General features: G+C 70.6%; 11 protein-coding genes and 1 pseudogene. 3 read left to right on the forward strand and 9 right to left on the reverse strand.

What is annotated here, in order from left to right:
* Positions 1-76: 76 nt before the first annotated feature.
* The 6 genes from ABD357_RS34550 to ABD357_RS44910 form a co-directional block, all read right to left on the reverse strand.
* Entirely contained in the window at positions 77-1,111 is a 1,035-nt protein-coding gene (locus tag ABD357_RS34550) for an ABC transporter ATP-binding protein (RefSeq protein ID WP_344395180.1), read from the reverse strand.
* A complete protein-coding gene (locus ABD357_RS34555) occupies positions 1,108-2,199 on the reverse strand; it encodes an ABC transporter ATP-binding protein (RefSeq protein WP_344395181.1) in 1,092 nt (363 codons plus the stop codon). The genes ABD357_RS34550 and ABD357_RS34555 overlap by 4 nt, the downstream gene beginning before the upstream one ends.
* On the reverse strand, positions 2,196-3,134 hold the full coding sequence (locus tag ABD357_RS34560) for an ABC transporter permease (protein WP_344395182.1): 939 nt from the start codon (positions 3,132-3,134) through the stop codon (positions 2,196-2,198). Before ABD357_RS34560 ends, ABD357_RS34555 begins: the two co-directional genes overlap by 4 nt.
* Positions 3,131-4,207, reverse strand: coding sequence for an ABC transporter permease (locus ABD357_RS34565; RefSeq protein ID WP_344395183.1), 1,077 nt, complete (start codon positions 4,205-4,207; stop codon positions 3,131-3,133). The genes ABD357_RS34560 and ABD357_RS34565 overlap by 4 nt, the downstream gene beginning before the upstream one ends.
* A 94-nt stretch (positions 4,208-4,301) precedes the next feature.
* The gene (locus ABD357_RS34570; protein ID WP_344395184.1) at positions 4,302-6,197 is read right to left on the reverse strand and encodes an ABC transporter substrate-binding protein; all 1,896 of its coding nucleotides are present in this window, start codon (positions 6,195-6,197) and stop codon (positions 4,302-4,304) included.
* Between the two features lie 364 nt (positions 6,198-6,561).
* Positions 6,562-8,328 (reverse strand): MinD/ParA family ATP-binding protein, encoded by a 1,767-nt coding sequence (locus ABD357_RS44910; RefSeq protein WP_425585136.1) that lies wholly within the window; start codon positions 8,326-8,328, stop codon positions 6,562-6,564.
* Here ABD357_RS44910 and ABD357_RS44915 point away from each other — a divergent pair.
* Both ABD357_RS44915 and ABD357_RS34580 read left to right on the forward strand, forming a co-directional pair.
* The gene (locus ABD357_RS44915) at positions 8,302-8,733 is read left to right on the forward strand and encodes a hypothetical protein (RefSeq protein ID WP_425585137.1); all 432 of its coding nucleotides are present in this window, start codon (positions 8,302-8,304) and stop codon (positions 8,731-8,733) included. The two genes, ABD357_RS44910 and ABD357_RS44915, sit on opposite strands and share 27 nt — an antisense overlap.
* A gap of 1,281 nt (positions 8,734-10,014) precedes the next feature.
* Positions 10,015-10,404, forward strand: a complete 390-nt coding sequence (locus ABD357_RS34580) for a hypothetical protein (protein WP_344395225.1) — start codon at positions 10,015-10,017, stop codon at positions 10,402-10,404.
* A gap of 798 nt (positions 10,405-11,202) precedes the next feature.
* Here the strand turns inward: ABD357_RS34580 and ABD357_RS44920 are convergent.
* From ABD357_RS44920 to eccE, 3 genes and pseudogenes are all read right to left on the reverse strand, one after another.
* Positions 11,203-11,283: pseudogene (locus ABD357_RS44920) on the reverse strand (SCO5717 family growth-regulating ATPase); the annotation flags it as partial.
* A 334-nt stretch (positions 11,284-11,617) separates the two neighbouring features.
* Positions 11,618-12,403 (reverse strand): hypothetical protein, encoded by a 786-nt coding sequence (locus ABD357_RS34590; RefSeq protein WP_425585133.1) that lies wholly within the window; start codon positions 12,401-12,403, stop codon positions 11,618-11,620.
* Positions 12,400-13,716, reverse strand: coding sequence for a type VII secretion protein EccE (eccE, locus tag ABD357_RS34595; RefSeq protein WP_344395185.1), 1,317 nt, complete (start codon positions 13,714-13,716; stop codon positions 12,400-12,402). Before eccE ends, ABD357_RS34590 begins: the two co-directional genes overlap by 4 nt.
* A 199-nt stretch (positions 13,717-13,915) precedes the next feature.
* Here eccE and eccB point away from each other — a divergent pair, with 199 nt between their 5' ends.
* Positions 13,916-15,439: a type VII secretion protein EccB gene (gene eccB / locus ABD357_RS34600; protein WP_344395186.1), complete on the forward strand. Its 1,524-nt coding sequence runs from the start codon at positions 13,916-13,918 to the stop codon at positions 15,437-15,439.
* Positions 15,440-15,442 lie beyond the last annotated feature (3 nt).

The raw sequence follows: 15,442 nt of genomic DNA on the forward strand, positions 1-15,442 counted from the left end.
GGTTGTACGCGGCTGGGGGAGCCCGGTGCCATCACAGCGCCGGGCGCCCCCATTTGCGTATCGGCAAAGCCGACTGCTACTGCCGCACCTTCTCCACGGTCGCCGCCCCGACGGCATCTGCCCAGTGGCAGGCCACTTGGGTCCGGCCGTCCCCGGCCAGTACCGGCAGCTCCTGTCCGCGGCAGGCGTCCGCCACCGCAGCGCGTTCGGCCTCGCCGCTCGCGAGGATCTGGCAGCGGGCGTGGAAACGGCAGCCGGAGGGGATGCGGGAGGGGTCCGGGGGTTCGCCGGTGAGGACCACCGGATCGCCGGGTGCCTCCGGCAGGACTGACAACAGAGCTCGGGTGTACGGGTGTTGGGGTGCCGTCAGGACCTGCTCCACCGCTCCTGTCTCCACGATCCGGCCCAGGTACATCACCGCGACCCGGTCGGCGATGTTCCATGCGAGGCCGAGGTCGTGCGTCACCACGAGGGCGGACAGGCCGAGTTCGGTGCGCAGGCGCAGCAGGAGGGCCAGGATCTCGCCGCGTACGGAGGCGTCGAGGGAGGCCACCGGCTCATCGGCGACGATGAGTTCGGGCTCCAGGACGAGTGCGCCCGCGATGACGACGCGCTGCCGCTGTCCGCCGGACAGTTCGTGCGGGTAACGGAGGAAGAAGCGCTCCGGGGGACGCAGCCCGGCCCGGGAGAGGGCCTCGGCGACCGCCGCCCGCTCGTCACCCGCGTATCCGTGGATACGCAGCCCTTCCGCCACCGCGTCGTACACCGTGTGCCGCGGATTGAGCGAGCCGCTCGGATCCTGAAGCACCAGCTGAACGCGTCTGCGGTACGCCTTGAGGGCCCGCGAGGAGTAGCCGAGGGGCTCGCCCCCGAAGGTCACGCGACCCGCGGTCGGCCGGACGAGCCCCAGCAACGAGCGCGCCAGCGTCGTCTTGCCACAGCCCGATTCCCCGACCAGCGCGACGATCTCCCCGGGCCGGATATCGAGGTCGACCCCGTCGACAGCACGGGCCTGGGCCGCGTCGTGGCGACCGGGGAAGGTGACATGCAGACCTTCGGCGCTCAGGAGGGGCGCCGCCCCGGAGGGCGGGGGAGGAGCGGTGCTCGTCATGGCGTACTGCTCCTCGCTTCTCCGACGGCATCTCCGACGACGTCTCCGACGGCTTCGCCTGCGGCTGATGCGCTGTCGGCCTCGGCCTCAGTCGTGGCCAACGCCGCGTCGGAATCCGCGGCGGTCCCAGCCGGTCCCGGCAACCCCACGTGGACGCACGCCGCCCTGCGTGCCGGGCCTGCGTCGCGCAGCGGCTGGTCCTCCGTGGCACACGCGTCCAGGGCCGCCGAGCAGCGCGGATGGAACGTGCAGCCGCCGGGCAGGGCGGCCGGATCCGGGGGGTCGCCCGGCAACCCGCGTGGCGCGAAACGTGAGGCAGGGTCGCCGATGCGGGGGAATGCCGCTGACAGAGCCCGGGCGTACGGATGGTGGGCGTTCTCGTGGACCGACCGCGCCGGGCCCTCCTCGACCACCCGGCCCGCGTACATCACCGCGAGCCGGTCGCAGGTGTCGGACAGGACCGCGAGGTCGTGGCTGATCATGATGAGGCCCAGGTCCTGTTCGGCGACGAGCTGCTCGATCAGGCGGAGGATCTGCGCCTGGATCATTACGTCGAGGGCCGTGGTCGGCTCGTCGGCAATGATCAGGCGGGGGTCGCAGGCCAGAGCCATGGCGATCATGACGCGCTGCCGTTGCCCGCCCGACAGCTCGTGCGGGTACGCGGACGCGCGCGCCGCCGGAAGGCCCACGTGCTCCAGGAGTTCGCCGGTCTTCTTACGGGCGCCCTCGGGCGTCGCCTTCCTGTGCAGCAGGATGGGCTCGGCGATCTGGTCGCCGACGCGGTGTACCGCGTTGAGGGAGTGCATCGCGCCCTGGAACACGATCGAGGCGCCGGCCCACCGAACCGCCCGTACCCGCCCCCACCTCATGCCCAGCACATCCTCGCCGTCCAGGAGAATCTCCCCGGACACCCGAGTCCCCGACGGCAGCAGCCTGAGCAGCGCGAGCGCCAGCGTCGACTTGCCGCAGCCCGACTCACCCGCCAGGCCCAGCTTCTGGCCCGCGTCCACGGTGAGGTTCACCCCGCGCACGGCGGCGGCCCCACCCGCGTACGTCACTTCGAGGTCGCGTACCTCCAGGAGCCTCAACGGGCCACCCCCAGCCTGGGGTTGAGAACGGACTCGACCGCGCGCCCGCACAGCGTGAACGCGAGGGCGACCAAAGCGATCGCGATACCCGGCGGCACCAGATACCACCATTTCCCCGAACTGACCGCGCCCGCCTCCCGCGCGTCCTGCAGCAGCCCGCCCCAGGAGACCACCGTGGGATCACCGAGCCCGAGGAACGCCAGCGTCGCCTCGGCGAGGATCGCGGAGGAGATGATCAGTGTCGTCTGGGCCAGCACCAGCGGCATGACGTTCGGCAGGACATGGCGGGACATGATGTGCCCGTGTCCGCCGCCGAGCGCCCTGGCGCGTTCGATGTACGGCCGCGACTCCACGGCGAGGGTCTGGGCGCGCACCAGCCGGGCCGTGGTCGGCCAGGTCGTGACGCCGATCGCCAGGATGATCGTGCCGAGCGAGCGGGACATCACGGTGGCGAGCGCGATCGCGAGCACCAGTGTCGGCATGACCAGGAACCAGTCCGTGATCCGCATCATCACGGTCGCGTACCAGCCCCGGAAGTGCCCGGCGGTGATCCCGATCAGTGCCCCGATCGCCACGGACAACACCGCCGCGAGCAGCCCCACGAGCAGCGAGACCCGCGAGCCCCAGACCACCAGACCGAGCAGACTGCGCCCGAACTGGTCCGTGCCCAGCGGGAATTCGGCACTCGGACTCTCCAGCGGCCCGCCCGGCGCATCCGTCACGCTCTGCACATCGGAGCCGACGGTCAGCGGCGCTGTCAGCGCGACCAGCGCGAAGAGCAGCAGGGCGGCGAGGCCGAAGAGACCGGCGCGATGCGAGCGGTACTGCTTCCAGAAGCGGGCCGCGGAGTGACGGCGCCGCTGCCGGGCGAGTGTGCGTGGACTCGCTTGGGTGACATGGGTAGTTGCTTCGGTGATAGTTGCTTCGGTCCTCATCGGCCCACCCGAGGGTCGAGCAGCGGATAGATCAGATCGGCCAGCGTGTTCATCACGATCACCGCCGCCGCGAAGACGAAGAACAGCCCCTGGACCAGCGGCAGATCGGGCACGCTCAGCGCCTGGTAGAAGAGCCCGCCGAGGCCCGGCCAGGAGAAGACGGTCTCGACGAGGATCACACCCGCGACGGTCCGCCCGAGATTGACGAAGATCAGCGTCACGGTCGGCAGCAGCGCGTTCGGCACGGCATGGCGACGGCGTACGAGATCGTCCCGAAGTCCCTTGGCCCGCGCGGTGGTCAGATAGTCGCTGCCCATCTCGTCCAGCAGCGCGGACCGCGTGACGAGCAGGGTCTGCCCGTACTCCACCGCGACCAGCGTGATCACGGGCAGGATCAGGTGATGGGCGACATCGAGGACGTACGCGAATCCCTCCTCGCCGCCCGACTCCATGCCGCCGGTCGGGAAGAGACCGGGAATCGGGCCGATGCCCACCGCGAAGACGATAATGAGCAGCAGCCCCAACCAGAATGACGGAATCGAGTAAAGGGTCAGCGCCAGACCGGTGTTGAGCCGGTCGCCGACGCCGCCGTGACGCCAGGCGGCACGCGTACCGAGGAAGACGCCGAGCGCCGTGTACAAGACGAACGCCGTGCCGGTGAGCAGCAGTGTGTTCGGCAGCGCCTCGGTGATCTTGTCGATGACGGGTGCGTTGAACTGGTACGACGTTCCGAGATCGCCGGTCAGCGCCTTGCCGCAGTACTCCGTGAACTGCTGCCAGAGCGGCAGATCCAGTCCGAACTCCCGTCGGTAGGTGGCGAGTTGCTCGGCCGAGACCTGGCGCCCGCCCGTCATGTACTTCACCGGGTCGCCGGGGATCAGCCGGAAGAGGAAGAAACTGGTGACGAGGACGGCGAGCAGCGAGACGGCCGCGCCGCCCACCTTGCCCGCCACATACCGCAGATACGCGGTTCTCGTGCGCGCCCGCGGCCCGCGGACCGACGGCCCGGTCCCGACGGGGCCGTCGGTCTTCTCGGCCTTCTCGACCAGCGAGGGTGTCGCTTCAGCGGTCATACGGTCATGAACTCTCACTCGGCTCGTCGGTGGGGGCCACTCGACGGGAGCCATCGGTGGGGGGGCGTGGGCTGATCAGGGCTTTCGGCGGTGGCTATTCGCGGTCTTCGGCACTCGCGCGGCGACGCATGCCGAAAAACGAACCGACGCCCGCCAGGAACACGACACCCGCGACGATGCCGATGATGACGCCCGCGGAGCTCGACTCCTCGGAGGCCTCGCCGACGACGGCCGGAGTCGCCGACCACCAGCCCCAGTAGCCGTCCTGGCCGTAGATGTTCCCAGCGTCCTGAGGCATCGTCGTGATCGACTCGATCTGGTCGGTGCGATAGGCCTCGACCGCGTTCGGGTACGCCATGACGTTCATGTATCCGGTCTCGTACAGCCGCGACTGCAACTGCTTGACGAGGTCGGCCCGCTTGGCGGCGTCGTACTCGGTGAGCTGCTTCCCGTACAGCTCGTCGTACCGCTTGTCGCAGATGAAGTTGTCCGTCGCGCCGGTGTCCTTGGGGGTCGCCGGGAGCGCGGCGCAGGTGTGGATGGACAGGACGAAGTCGGGGTCGGGGTTGACCGACCAGCCGTCGAAGGCGAGGTCGTACTCGCCGGCGAGCCATGGATCGGTCACGTTGTCCAGGCAGTTGAGGGTGACGCCGATGCCGAGTTCGCCCCACCACTCCTGGAGATACTTGCCGACCGCCTTGTCCTGAGGGTCCGTCGCATGACACAGGACGCGGTAGTTGATCGGCTTGCCGTCCTTGCCCACGCGCTTGCCGTCGCCGTTCTTCTTGTAGCCCGCCTGGTCGAGGAGCTGATTCGCCTTGTCCGGGGCGTACGACAGTCTCTGACCGTCCGTCGGCTTCCAGTGGTACGTCGAGAAGCGCGGCGGGATATAGCCCTCGCCCTCGACCGCGTGGCCCTGGAAGACCTTGTCGATGATGGTCTTGCGGTCCACGGCCATGAACAGGGCCTGACGGACCTTCTGATCGAGCAGCGACGCATGGCCGTCGCCGAACTTCTCACCGTTCTTGGCCCGCGCGCCCGGGTTGGTCGCGAGTGCGTAGAAACGGCGGCCGGGCGCGTCGTTGACCTTGATGTTCTCCTCGCTCTCGAGGGACGCGGCCTGCGCCGGAGTCAGGGCGGGGGCGCCCGCGACGAAGGAGACCTCGCCCTTGCGCAGGGCGGCGACGGCGGCGTCCTGGTCCTTGTAGTAACGGAAGACCAGCTCGTCGAACTTCGGAGCCCCCCGCCAGAAGGACGTGTTGGCCTTCAGCCGTACGAAGCTGTCGGCGGCGTAGTCGGTGACGACGAACGGTCCGTTGCCGACGATGGGGTACGTCTTGTCGTTGTTGTACTTCGAGAAGTCGCCGACGTTCTCCCACACATGCTTCGGCACGATCGGCACGTCCAGCGCGGCCATCGTGGCCTGCGGCTTCTTCAGTTCGATGACGAGCTTGGTGGGGCTCGGGGCGGTGACCTTGCGGAAGTTCGCGACGAAGCTGCCGTTCGCGGTGGCCGCGCCGTCGTCGGTCATCATCTTGTTGAACGTCCACGCCGCGTCCTCGGCGGTTGCCTGCTTGCCGTCCGACCACTTGGAGTTGTCCCGGATCGTGTACGTCCAGGTGAGCTTGTCGGCGGACGGCTCCCACTTGGTGGCCAGGCCCGGGACCGCGTGGTCGTCCTTCGGATCGTAGTTGGTCAGGTACTCGTACATGAGCCGGTGAATGCTCGTACTGACCAGCCGCGTCGCCAGGAACGGGCTCAGCGAGTCGACGCTCTGCGCCACGGCGACGGTGAGTACGTCTTTGCCGTCGTCGCCGGCCGCCGCCTGGGCGCGCTGGGGTGCCGGGCTCAGGGGGGTGGTGAGGCCGGCTGTGAGGATGAGAGTGAGGACGGCGGTGGCTGCGGCTGCGAGGAGGTGGTGAGGGCGGAGAAAGCGGCGGGTGTGGTGGGGGGTGCGCTTGGTTCTGTCGTACTGGTCGTATGTGTCCATGGCTCGCAGACCTCGCTGACCTCGCGTCATCACCGGGAGTTGGTGTGCGTGTTTATCAGCGACGCCAGCCACGCGTCAACGGCGGATACACCCCATGTGGCCTGCGGAAATAACGAGTTGACGTGTATTTGGCGACCATTGGTTCAGACCGGTGAAGGGGGCCTGGTAGGGGCCTGGCGGTGGGCGTGGGGTGGGCCTGGGCCTGGGGATCGGGGCTGGTGTGAGGGTGTTTCTGGGGTGGTGGGTGGGGTGCGTGTCCGGTCTCGTACGGGGGTCTGTGCGGGCGTACGCGAAGGGCCCGCCGCCGTTGGGAACGGGGCGGGCCCTTCGCGTGGAACCGGTGGGTGGGATTCGGCCGGTTGGGTTACTGCGGGGGTTGTGGTTGGGGTGGCGGGATTTGGTTCTGGTTCTGGTTCTGGCCTTGGTCTTGGCCCTGACCGTGGCCCTGGTTCTGCCCTTGGCCCTGGTTCTGGCCTTGGTCTGCCTGCGGTGGCTGGTTCGGCTGGAAGGGCTGACCCGGCTGGAACTGCTGGCCCGGGGCGGGCGGTTGGAACGGGGCGCCCGGTTGGGGGTGCGCGGGATGTCCGGGGTGGCCGGGCTGAGGTTGTGCCGGTGCCGGTGCCGGTGCCGGTGCGGGTGCGGGTGCCAGTGTGGGTGCCGGGCCGCCGGGCTGTGGCTGCTGAGGCGGCTGCGGTTGTCCTGGCTGGGGTAGGGCAGCCTGGCCGGGCTGCGGGAATCCGTAACCGCCGGGCTGGGGCGGTGTGGGTCCGCCCGGGTGGGGCTGCCAACCCTGGGGTGCGGGTGCGCCCGGGTGGCCTGGCTGCGCGGGCGGCTGTGGGTGACCGCCGGGCTGGGCTCCAGGCTGAGGCTGGGCACCAGGGTGTGGGCCGGGCTGGGGCTGCGCGCCTGGCTGTTGCGGGTACGGGTGGCCGCCTGGCTGACCCGGGTGCTGGGGGTATGCCTGGCCCGGCTGGGGCAGGGGCTGCTGCTGGCCCTGCGCCGGGACCTGGCCGGGGACGTGCTGCCCCGGCAGGGGCGGCGCGGCGACCGGCGGCGGGTTGCCGTCCGACGTCCACAGGCCCTGCGACTGCTGGTGCCGCGCGATGTCCTCGGCGACCAGCGCCGAGAGGTTGAAGTACGCCTCGCGCACCTTCGGCCGCATCATGTCGAGGTCGACCTCGGCACCCGCCGCCAGATGCTCGTCGAACGGCACGACGATCACGCCACGGCACCGGGTCTCGAAGTGGCTGACGATGTCGTCCACCTTGATCATCTTGCCGGTCTCGCGCACTCCGGAGATGACGGTGATGGACCGCGACACCAGGTCGGCGTACCCGTGCGCGGACAGCCAGTCCAACGTCGTACTGGCGCTGCTCGCACCGTCCACGGAGGGCGTCGAGATGATGATGAGCTGGTCGGCGAGGTCGAGTACGCCGCGCATGGCGCTGTAGAGAAGGCCCGTACCGGAGTCGGTCAGGATGATCGGGTACTGCTTGCCGAGCACGTCGATCGCGCGTCGGTAGTCCTCGTCGTTGAACGTCGTCGAGACCGCCGGGTCGACGTCGTTGGCGATGATCTCGAGCCCCGAGGACGCCTGCGAAGTGAACCGCCGGATGTCCATGTACGAGTTGAGGTACGGGATCGCCTGGACGAGGTCACGGATGGTGGCCCCGGTCTCGCGGCGCACGCGGCGGCCGAGCGTACCGGCGTCCGGGTTGGCGTCGATCGCGAGGATCTTGTCCTGCCGTTCGCTGGCGAGCGTGGAGCCCAGCGCGGTGGTCGTGGTCGTCTTGCCGACGCCGCCCTTGAGGCTGATGACGGCGATGCGGTAGCAGGACAGCACCGGCGTCCGGATGAGCTCGAGCTTCCGCTGCCGCTCGGCCTCCTCCTTCTTGCCCCCGATCTTGAAGCGTGAGGATGCGGCCGCCGTGCGCCCGCTCTTCGCCTTCTGCTTCTTGTTGTTGAGCAGCCGGTCCGACGACAGCTCGACGGCCGCCGTGTACCCGAGCGGCGCCCCCGGGTTGGTGGGCTGCCGCTGATCATGCTGAACGGCCTGCGGCCAGGCGGCACCGGCACGGGGGTCGACGGGCGGCTGCCCGCCCGGATGACCCTGCTGCCCCGGCTGGGGCATGGGCGGCTGCTGAGCCTGCGGGTGCGGATGCGGTACGCCGGGCTGGTGCTGGTCGGCACCGGCCCGGGGGTTCGGCTGGTGCGGGAGGGGCTGGCCGCCCTGCGGTGGGTACGGCTGGCCGGGGTGGGGCTGAGCGTGGGGCGGCTGTGGCGCGCCCTGCTGCGTCGGCGCCGAAGCTCCGGGCCCGGGCTGACCGGCCCCCTGCGCCTGCTGCCCGGGGGCGGGCGCCTGCGGGAACCCGTAACCGCCTTGCGGCGCTGGCGAGTTGGGTGCAGCGGGGTTGCTGGCTGCGGGCGTGCCGGGCTGCGGGAATCCGTAACCGGCCTGAGGGCTGGGCGCCTGTGGCGGCTGCGGTTGCGCTTGCGCGGCGGCGGGGGGCTGAGCAGTGGGCTGCCCTGGTGCTGACGCCGGGGGCTGTCCGGCACCCTGCGCCTGGTGTCCAGGCGCGGGCGGCTGCGGGAAGCCGTAACCTCCCTGCTGTGCAGGCGAGTTGGGCTGGGCCGAGTCTGCGGCGCCTGCGGGCGTGCCCGGCTGCGGAAGCCCGCCGGTGGACTGGCCGGGCTTGTTGGGCGTGTCCGGAGCGGCGTTCCCTGGTTGCGGGAATCCGTAACCGGCCTGAGGGCTGGGCGCCTGTGGCGGCTGCGGTTGCGCTTGCGCGGCGGCGGGGGGCTGAGCAGTGGGCTGCCCTGGTGCCGACGCCGGGGGCTGTCCGGCACCCTGCGCCTGCTGTCCAGGCGCGGGCGGCTGCGGGAAGCCGCCGACGGCCCGGCCGGTGTTGGGCGTTTCCGGCGCAGGGCTCCCCGGCTGGGGGAATCCGTAGCCGGCGTGTTGACCGGGTGCCTGGGGCACGCCGGAGTTGGTGGCGGCGTCCGCGGGCGCTCCAGGCTGCGGGAATCCGTAACCCGCGCCCTGCCCGGGCGTGTTGGGCGCGCCTTGCGCCGGAAGGTTCGGCGTCTGGGGAGCGGGGCCGTTACCCGGCCGCGGGAATCCGTAGCCGCCCTGAGCCTGCGGCTGGGCGGGGCTGTCCTGCGGAGCCGTCGTCGGGGCACCCGGCTGCGGGAATCCGTAACCACCTGGGGCGACCGGAGGCGCAGCCGGGCTCCCGGCCTGTGGGAAGTCGGGGCTGCCCTGCGGCGCCGGTGGCGTGCCCGGGTTGCCGCCCTGTGGACTCGGTGCGATACCAGGCGGCGTACCGAACTGCGGGAAGCCAGGGCCCCCCGGATGCCCAGGAGGCGAACCAGCCCCGGAACCGCCTGCCGCAGGCGCCGAAGGCGCGGCGTCGGCAGCCGGAGCGGGCCCCGACCCCCCATCCGCACGCTGACCCGGCACGGCAGGAGTCCCCGGAGCAGCAGGCCAGGCCGGAGGCGCAGGCTGAGGTGCCTGCGGCTGGAACGGCTGCTGCCCCTGCGCCGGTTCTCCCGCCTGTCCGTCGGCGCCCTGGCTGTCGCTCTCCGCGGACGTGGGCCACTGTGGCGCCGTAGCAGGCGATGCAGGCTGATACGCGGGCGGCAACGGCGGAAGCCCACCCTGCGGCAACGGCGGCGGAGCCCACGCGGGAGGCGCGTCCTGCACCGCGTCGCCGACCCCCGAACCAAGCCCCGGCACTACGTCCTGAGGTTCGGCGTCCTGACGCCCCGCGTCCCGAGGTGCCGCATCCTGAGGCTCTGCATCCTGGGGTCCCCCATCGTGAGGTTCCGCGTCCGCAGGCTCGCCCTGCCCCGGCTGAGCGTCCTCCGGCTCGGCATCGTCACCTGGCAGGGCATCCTCGGGTTCCGCGTCCTGGGACTCCAAGTCCCCCGCCGGAACAGCATCGTTGACCTCGTCGGCCTCTGCATCCTCACCGGAACCCTCGGAAACGACCTCAACCTGAGGGAGGTCGCCAACGTCAGCGGACTCTTCCGCGACGTCGCCAACGTCGCCTTCGCCGCCCTCCGCCTCGCCGGCACCCTCGACCAAATCCTCCGAGGACGCGCCCTCAACCTCTTCCTCTGCGTCTACGCCATCGACGCCACCGTCGCTCGACCCACTGCCGAACGCCGACACCTCAACAGCATCCGAGTCGTCACCAACAGGTGAATCGGCGTCAGCGACGTCCTCGACCTCATCGGAGCCGAGGGAGTCGCCTCCGTCCTCAAGCCCAGTGCTCTCCTCAGCCGAGTCGACGGAGCCATCGCCGGCCGACTCCTCGACGACAGGCTCCTCGACGACAGACTCATCGACAGCCGCCGATTCCTCGACAGCCGCCGAACCGCCGCCGGTCTGCGAGCCCTCGGCCTCCGCAGCCCGCTCCTGAATCTCCCTCTTAAGAGCGACAGCGGAAATCCGCATGGTGGCGCCACTCTCCAGATCGCCATTCTCGGCGTCCTCCGCCTCGCCCTCGCCCTGAGCATCGGCAACGGGAGCCGGATGCACAGGCGCAGCCCACGGAGCCTGAAAACCGCCCCCTACAGGCAGATTGGGCAGAGCGGTAGGGCTACCGGCGTCAGCGGCAGGCGCCCCGGCCGACGCATCGGACGTACGCCACCCCGGCTCGAACCCGCCCCCCACCGGCAACTTGGGCACAGCCCCCGGACCACCACCAACAGCCGACGAACCCTCGGCAGCAGAAGCCCTCTCCGCAGCTGCCGAACTGTCGTCAGCCGCAGCCTCCTCAGCCGTACCCGCTCCCGCCGCCACCGGAGAAACGGGGGAGGCGGGGGAGGCGGGGAACCCGAGGGGATCGCCGGAATCAGGAGAAGCGGCCGAAACCGGATAGGTCGACGAAACTGGAGGAGCTGGAGAAACTGGAGACGAAGATGCCTCGTCCGAACCACCCGACGCATTCTGCGTATACCAGGCAGGCGGCGCGTAATCGATGGTGAACTCGCCCGTCGTCTCGACGGCGGACTCGGCGTCGGACTGGTCATCGCCGGGTGTGGCCCAGCCCCCGCGGATCCCGTCCCGATCGCTGTTCACAATTCCTCCTGGTGTGGTCGAGCACCGTCATGCCGTGCTGGGGCGACCGTTCTAGTCGACCGAGGCCGTCTGATCCACCCGGCTCTCCCCCTGTGACGCGGCCGACCCGCCCACGGGTTCTCCTGCCGCACCCCACCCAGCCTAATCACCACAACAACCCCCCACGGCAGGCCCGCCCACCCTCAGCACCTACCCACTACGTCACACTCCGCCCCAGAAGTGACATACGCGATCAACGAATTGGCGAACAACCGCGCAAAAGGCGAACATCGAACTGGCCGTGACCCGCGTTCAAACCCCCCGAGTCCGTTCAAAGGTTCGCAAATCCAAACCCTCAGTCCATCCTTCGTGGCGTACCCAACAATCCGGTCTCGGCGTCCGTCGGCTGCGTCATCACGTACTGCCGGTCACGATCGCTGCACCAGAGGGTGAGGCCGTCGGAGAGACCGGGCAAGGACTCCACCTCGGCTCGCGGCAGCGCCATCGTGCGGCCCAGCTCCGCCGCCTCGTCCGGCGAGACCCTCTGCACGCCGACGAGGTGCGCCTGCCGCACGAGCCGCGGAGCCACCGGGCTGAGGTACGGCAGCAAGGTCAGCACCGACTGCCAGGGCCCGGAGACGACCCGGCCGCGCGGCGGCCGCATACCGCAGTCCCGGACCACCAGCACGGGCGTACCAGCTGAGGTGCCCTGCGGCGGCACCCGCCCGACGTCGTACACGGCCAGCCCGTTCTGCCCGCCGCCCATGGCGTGCACCATCTGTATCCAGGCCTGCGGCCGCCCCGTCTCCACGGCCACCCGCGCGCCCGTCGCCGCCGCCCTGAGCGCGATGACCTGCACGGTCCACAGCCCACCGATGAGGACGACGTCGTACGGAGTCGGCCGATTGAGCCCCAACACCGCGGGGCGCCCCTCCGCGTCCACACCGATGACGACACCGTCGTCACCGATGGGGAGGGCCAGGGCGTCCAACTGGTCGACGGACAGGGAGTGGCGAGCGTGCCGCGGGCCGATCAACCCAAGGCCGCTGCGCAGGAGTTCGCGCGCCCGCTCGGGGACGGAGGGCTGCGGCTGGACGCGACCGGTGGCCGCCTGTCCCACACGTGGGGTCGTCGCCGTCACCGGGCACCTCCGAGGGGCAGAGTGGCGAGCATGCCGGGTACTTGCTCCCGGTCGAGACGGGCGAGCCCCGTGCCCGTGTGCCGGGCCGCTCCCTGCAACGCGCGCCGGGCGGCGACGAGTTCGTCGTCACTGCGCCCGGTCACCCGCAGGTGCCCGCTCATGGACACCTCCTGCCGCTCCCCACGCGTCAGCGTGAGGCTGAAGGTGGTGGCGAGCGCGGGGACGGCCGTCACGAGTGCGAGGAGCTGCGGCAGCGACGGCGCTCGTTCGCCGCCCAGCGTGGGCCACCTGCGGATCCAGTACGTGGTGTGTCTGCGGTTGTCGCAGCGCCAGCTCCGGCCCGTCTCCTCGGTCCGCCGCTCCCGCGTCTCCGCGCGACCGGCCTCCGCCGTCACCAGCGGGTTTGCGCAGGCAGAGGTGGCGATGGCGGAGGTCAGCTCCTCCTCGTCGAGGAGCCTCGCCCGGAACCCGGCACCGGTCAGCCGGCTCGCGAGGTGATCGGCGGCACGTACGACGCACTTCTGCGCCCCGACGAGACCGCCCCCGCGCGCGGCCACGGCCTCCGGGCACAGTTCCGGGTCGAGCTTCAACGCTATCCACGTGATCCGCACGGCCGGCGCACCCGTCTGCTCCTGCAGGGGCGCGTAGTTGGCGACGGCCACGGACTGCTGGGGCAGATGAATCGCGGGCGCGGGCTGGGTGTGCAGCACGACCTGCGCCGACTCCAGCCGGATCCCGTCCACCTCCAGGGCGTCGTGGACCAGGGAGACCGGCAGCGGCTGCCGGTTCCGCTCGGCCCGTACCGCGGTGGCGTCGGCCTCGACCTGCAGGACCGCGGTGACGAACGTGCCGTCCCCGATGATTCCGACGGGCCGGCGGTCACGGCCGGCGTACGTGTACGTCCGCAGACTCGGATCGCACTCCACGGCCGGCGCGAGCCCCGGCTCCGTGCCCTCCGGTATCGGCGTACTCGCTGCCCGGCGCCGCCGTGCTTTCAACGCCCGTGCCGTGGCCAGCCATTCGGGCAGGGAACGGCCGCGGCGACGGACGAAGGAGAGCAGCACCAGGCAGACGGCGACGACGGCCGCAGGCACCAGGGCCACAGGATCGATCACCCATCCGACAAGGAGGATGGCGGCCGCGATCTCAAACAGGACGAAGCGTTGCAACCGGAATGCCCCGACCTGACCTGAACGCACCCTGAAGTGAAGCGCGCCCGGCGAGGCCGGCCGCTGCACCGGTGTCTGCCGGGGCGCCGAGGAGCCCCGTGTCCGCGATCGGTCACGAGACCGGACGCGCGTTCCGGATGCCATCACTCCATCCCCCCGTTTTCCCTCACAACTCGCTGGTATTTCAGCTCCGCACAAGGCCCTTGAGGCCCGGGTACCCTACCCGCTCCACAAGTCCCCGCGGATACCAGGCATAGTAGGGGGCCGCTCTGACATCGGAGGCGGGGGACCAGGTCACCCCGGCGAGCGCGGCCCATGTGAACACGGGGAGAGACAGGCACAGATGGCATCTCGGCGCGACCAGCTCAATGCCTACACCTTCGCGAAGCGCCGCATGCTCGCGGCCTTCCTGCAGCCGTCGCCCGACGGCTCGGAGGAGGGGGCGCCCCGACCGCTGCGCGCGATCATTCCCGGCATCATCGTGGGCGTGATCGTCATCGCCGTCTTCGGGGCATGGGGCATGTTCAAGCCCACCGCGCCCAAGGGGTGGAACGACCCCAACGCCAAGGTGATCGTCGCCAGCGACTCGACCACGCGCTACGTCGTCCTGAAGACCGACGGGGAGATCCAACTGCACCCGGTCCTCAACATGGCCTCCGCCAAGCTGCTCCTCGACGAGGGCCAGGGCGACGTGGTGACCGTCGAGGAGTCCGTCCTCGACAAAGGCAAGATCCCGCACGGCGTCACCATCGGCATCCCGTACGCGCCCGACCGCCTTCCCCCGGCGTCCGAAGCGGGCAGCGACAAACGCTGGGCGGTCTGTGAACGCCCCAGCGCGGGCGGCGAGATCCAGAAGGCGGCCCTGGTCCTCGCCTCCCGCGACATGAAGGCGACCGAGGGCAAGGGAGAGAAGCTGGCGGGAGGTCAACTCCTCTACGTCACAGGCCCGGACGGGAACCGCTATGTAGTGGACGCGAGCGGACGGTCGTACCCCATCGGCAAGAGCGACGAACTGCTGCTGCGCGCCGTCGTCGGCTCCGGCCGGCAGCCGCAGAAGGTGTCCAAGGAGTGGCTGGAGACCCTGCACCGGGGCGACCGGATCTCCTTCCCCGAGATCACCGACCAGGTGGGCGCCGCGGCCGACGCCCCCGGTCAGCTGGACGAGACGACCAACAGGGTCGGCATGGTGCTCAAGGCGCCCGACAACAACACGGACCAGTACTACGTGGTGCTGCCCGGCCGGGTCGCCCCCGTCTCGGCCTTCGTCGCCCAGCTCCTCCTGTTCAGCGAGGACCTGGCCTCCCTCGGACAGGCCGGTCAGGCCAAGGAGATGGGCCCCGGCGCGATCGTCCCGGGCGAGCCGTTCGGCACGGAGTACACCTGGCCGGCCGAGGACCCCCAGCCCGTCAACGAGGCCTCCGGAGCGGCAGGCAGCCGCAGCACCGTCTGCAACGTCCTGCGCGACGTAAAGGCCGGCTCGGGCGCCACGACCCTGAGCACCTGGGCGGGCACGGACTTCCCGGCCAAGCTGCCCACAGGCTCCTCCAGCGCGTACGTCACGCCTGGTTCCGGCCAGCTCTACCGCCAGTTCCAGGGCGAGCAGACCAAGGCCGGCCCCGTCTTCCTCGTCACCGACACGGGCCTGCGCTACGTACTGCAGTCCAACGCCGACAGCGGCACGGACGACGCCGGCATCGGTACGACGGCCAAGGACCGCGAACAGGCCCAGCAGGAGGCCGAACAGGCCCAGACCCGGCTGGGTTACAAGGATGTCGACCCGGCGCCGATCCCCGCCGCCTGGTCGGAGTTCCTGCCCACGGGCCCACGCCTGTCGACGACGGCGGCACGCCAGCCGCAGGGGTCCTGAGGG

It is taken from the genome of Streptomyces vastus (assembly GCF_039532825.1).
In the GTDB taxonomy this organism is placed as follows: domain Bacteria; phylum Actinomycetota; class Actinomycetes; order Streptomycetales; family Streptomycetaceae; genus Streptomyces; species Streptomyces vastus.

Bases quoted from the DNA above. Each gene is read 5' to 3' on its own strand.
- ABD357_RS34550 (WP_344395180.1), bottom strand. From the start codon at position 1,111: ATGACGAGCACCGCTCCTCCCCCGCCCTCCGGGGCGGCGCCCCTCCTG.
- ABD357_RS34560 (WP_344395182.1), bottom strand. From the start codon at position 3,134: ATGAGGACCGAAGCAACTATCACCGAAGCAACTACCCATGTCACCCAA.
- ABD357_RS34565 (WP_344395183.1), bottom strand. From the start codon at position 4,207: ATGACCGCTGAAGCGACACCCTCGCTGGTCGAGAAGGCCGAGAAGACC.
- ABD357_RS34570 (WP_344395184.1), bottom strand. From the start codon at position 6,197: ATGGACACATACGACCAGTACGACAGAACCAAGCGCACCCCCCACCAC.
- ABD357_RS44915 (WP_425585137.1), top strand. From the start codon at position 8,302: ATGACCCTGCTGCCCCGGCTGGGGCATGGGCGGCTGCTGAGCCTGCGG.
- ABD357_RS44910 (WP_425585136.1), bottom strand. From the start codon at position 8,328: ATGCCCCAGCCGGGGCAGCAGGGTCATCCGGGCGGGCAGCCGCCCGTC.
- eccE (WP_344395185.1), bottom strand. From the start codon at position 13,716: ATGGCATCCGGAACGCGCGTCCGGTCTCGTGACCGATCGCGGACACGG.
- eccB (WP_344395186.1), top strand. From the start codon at position 13,916: ATGGCATCTCGGCGCGACCAGCTCAATGCCTACACCTTCGCGAAGCGC.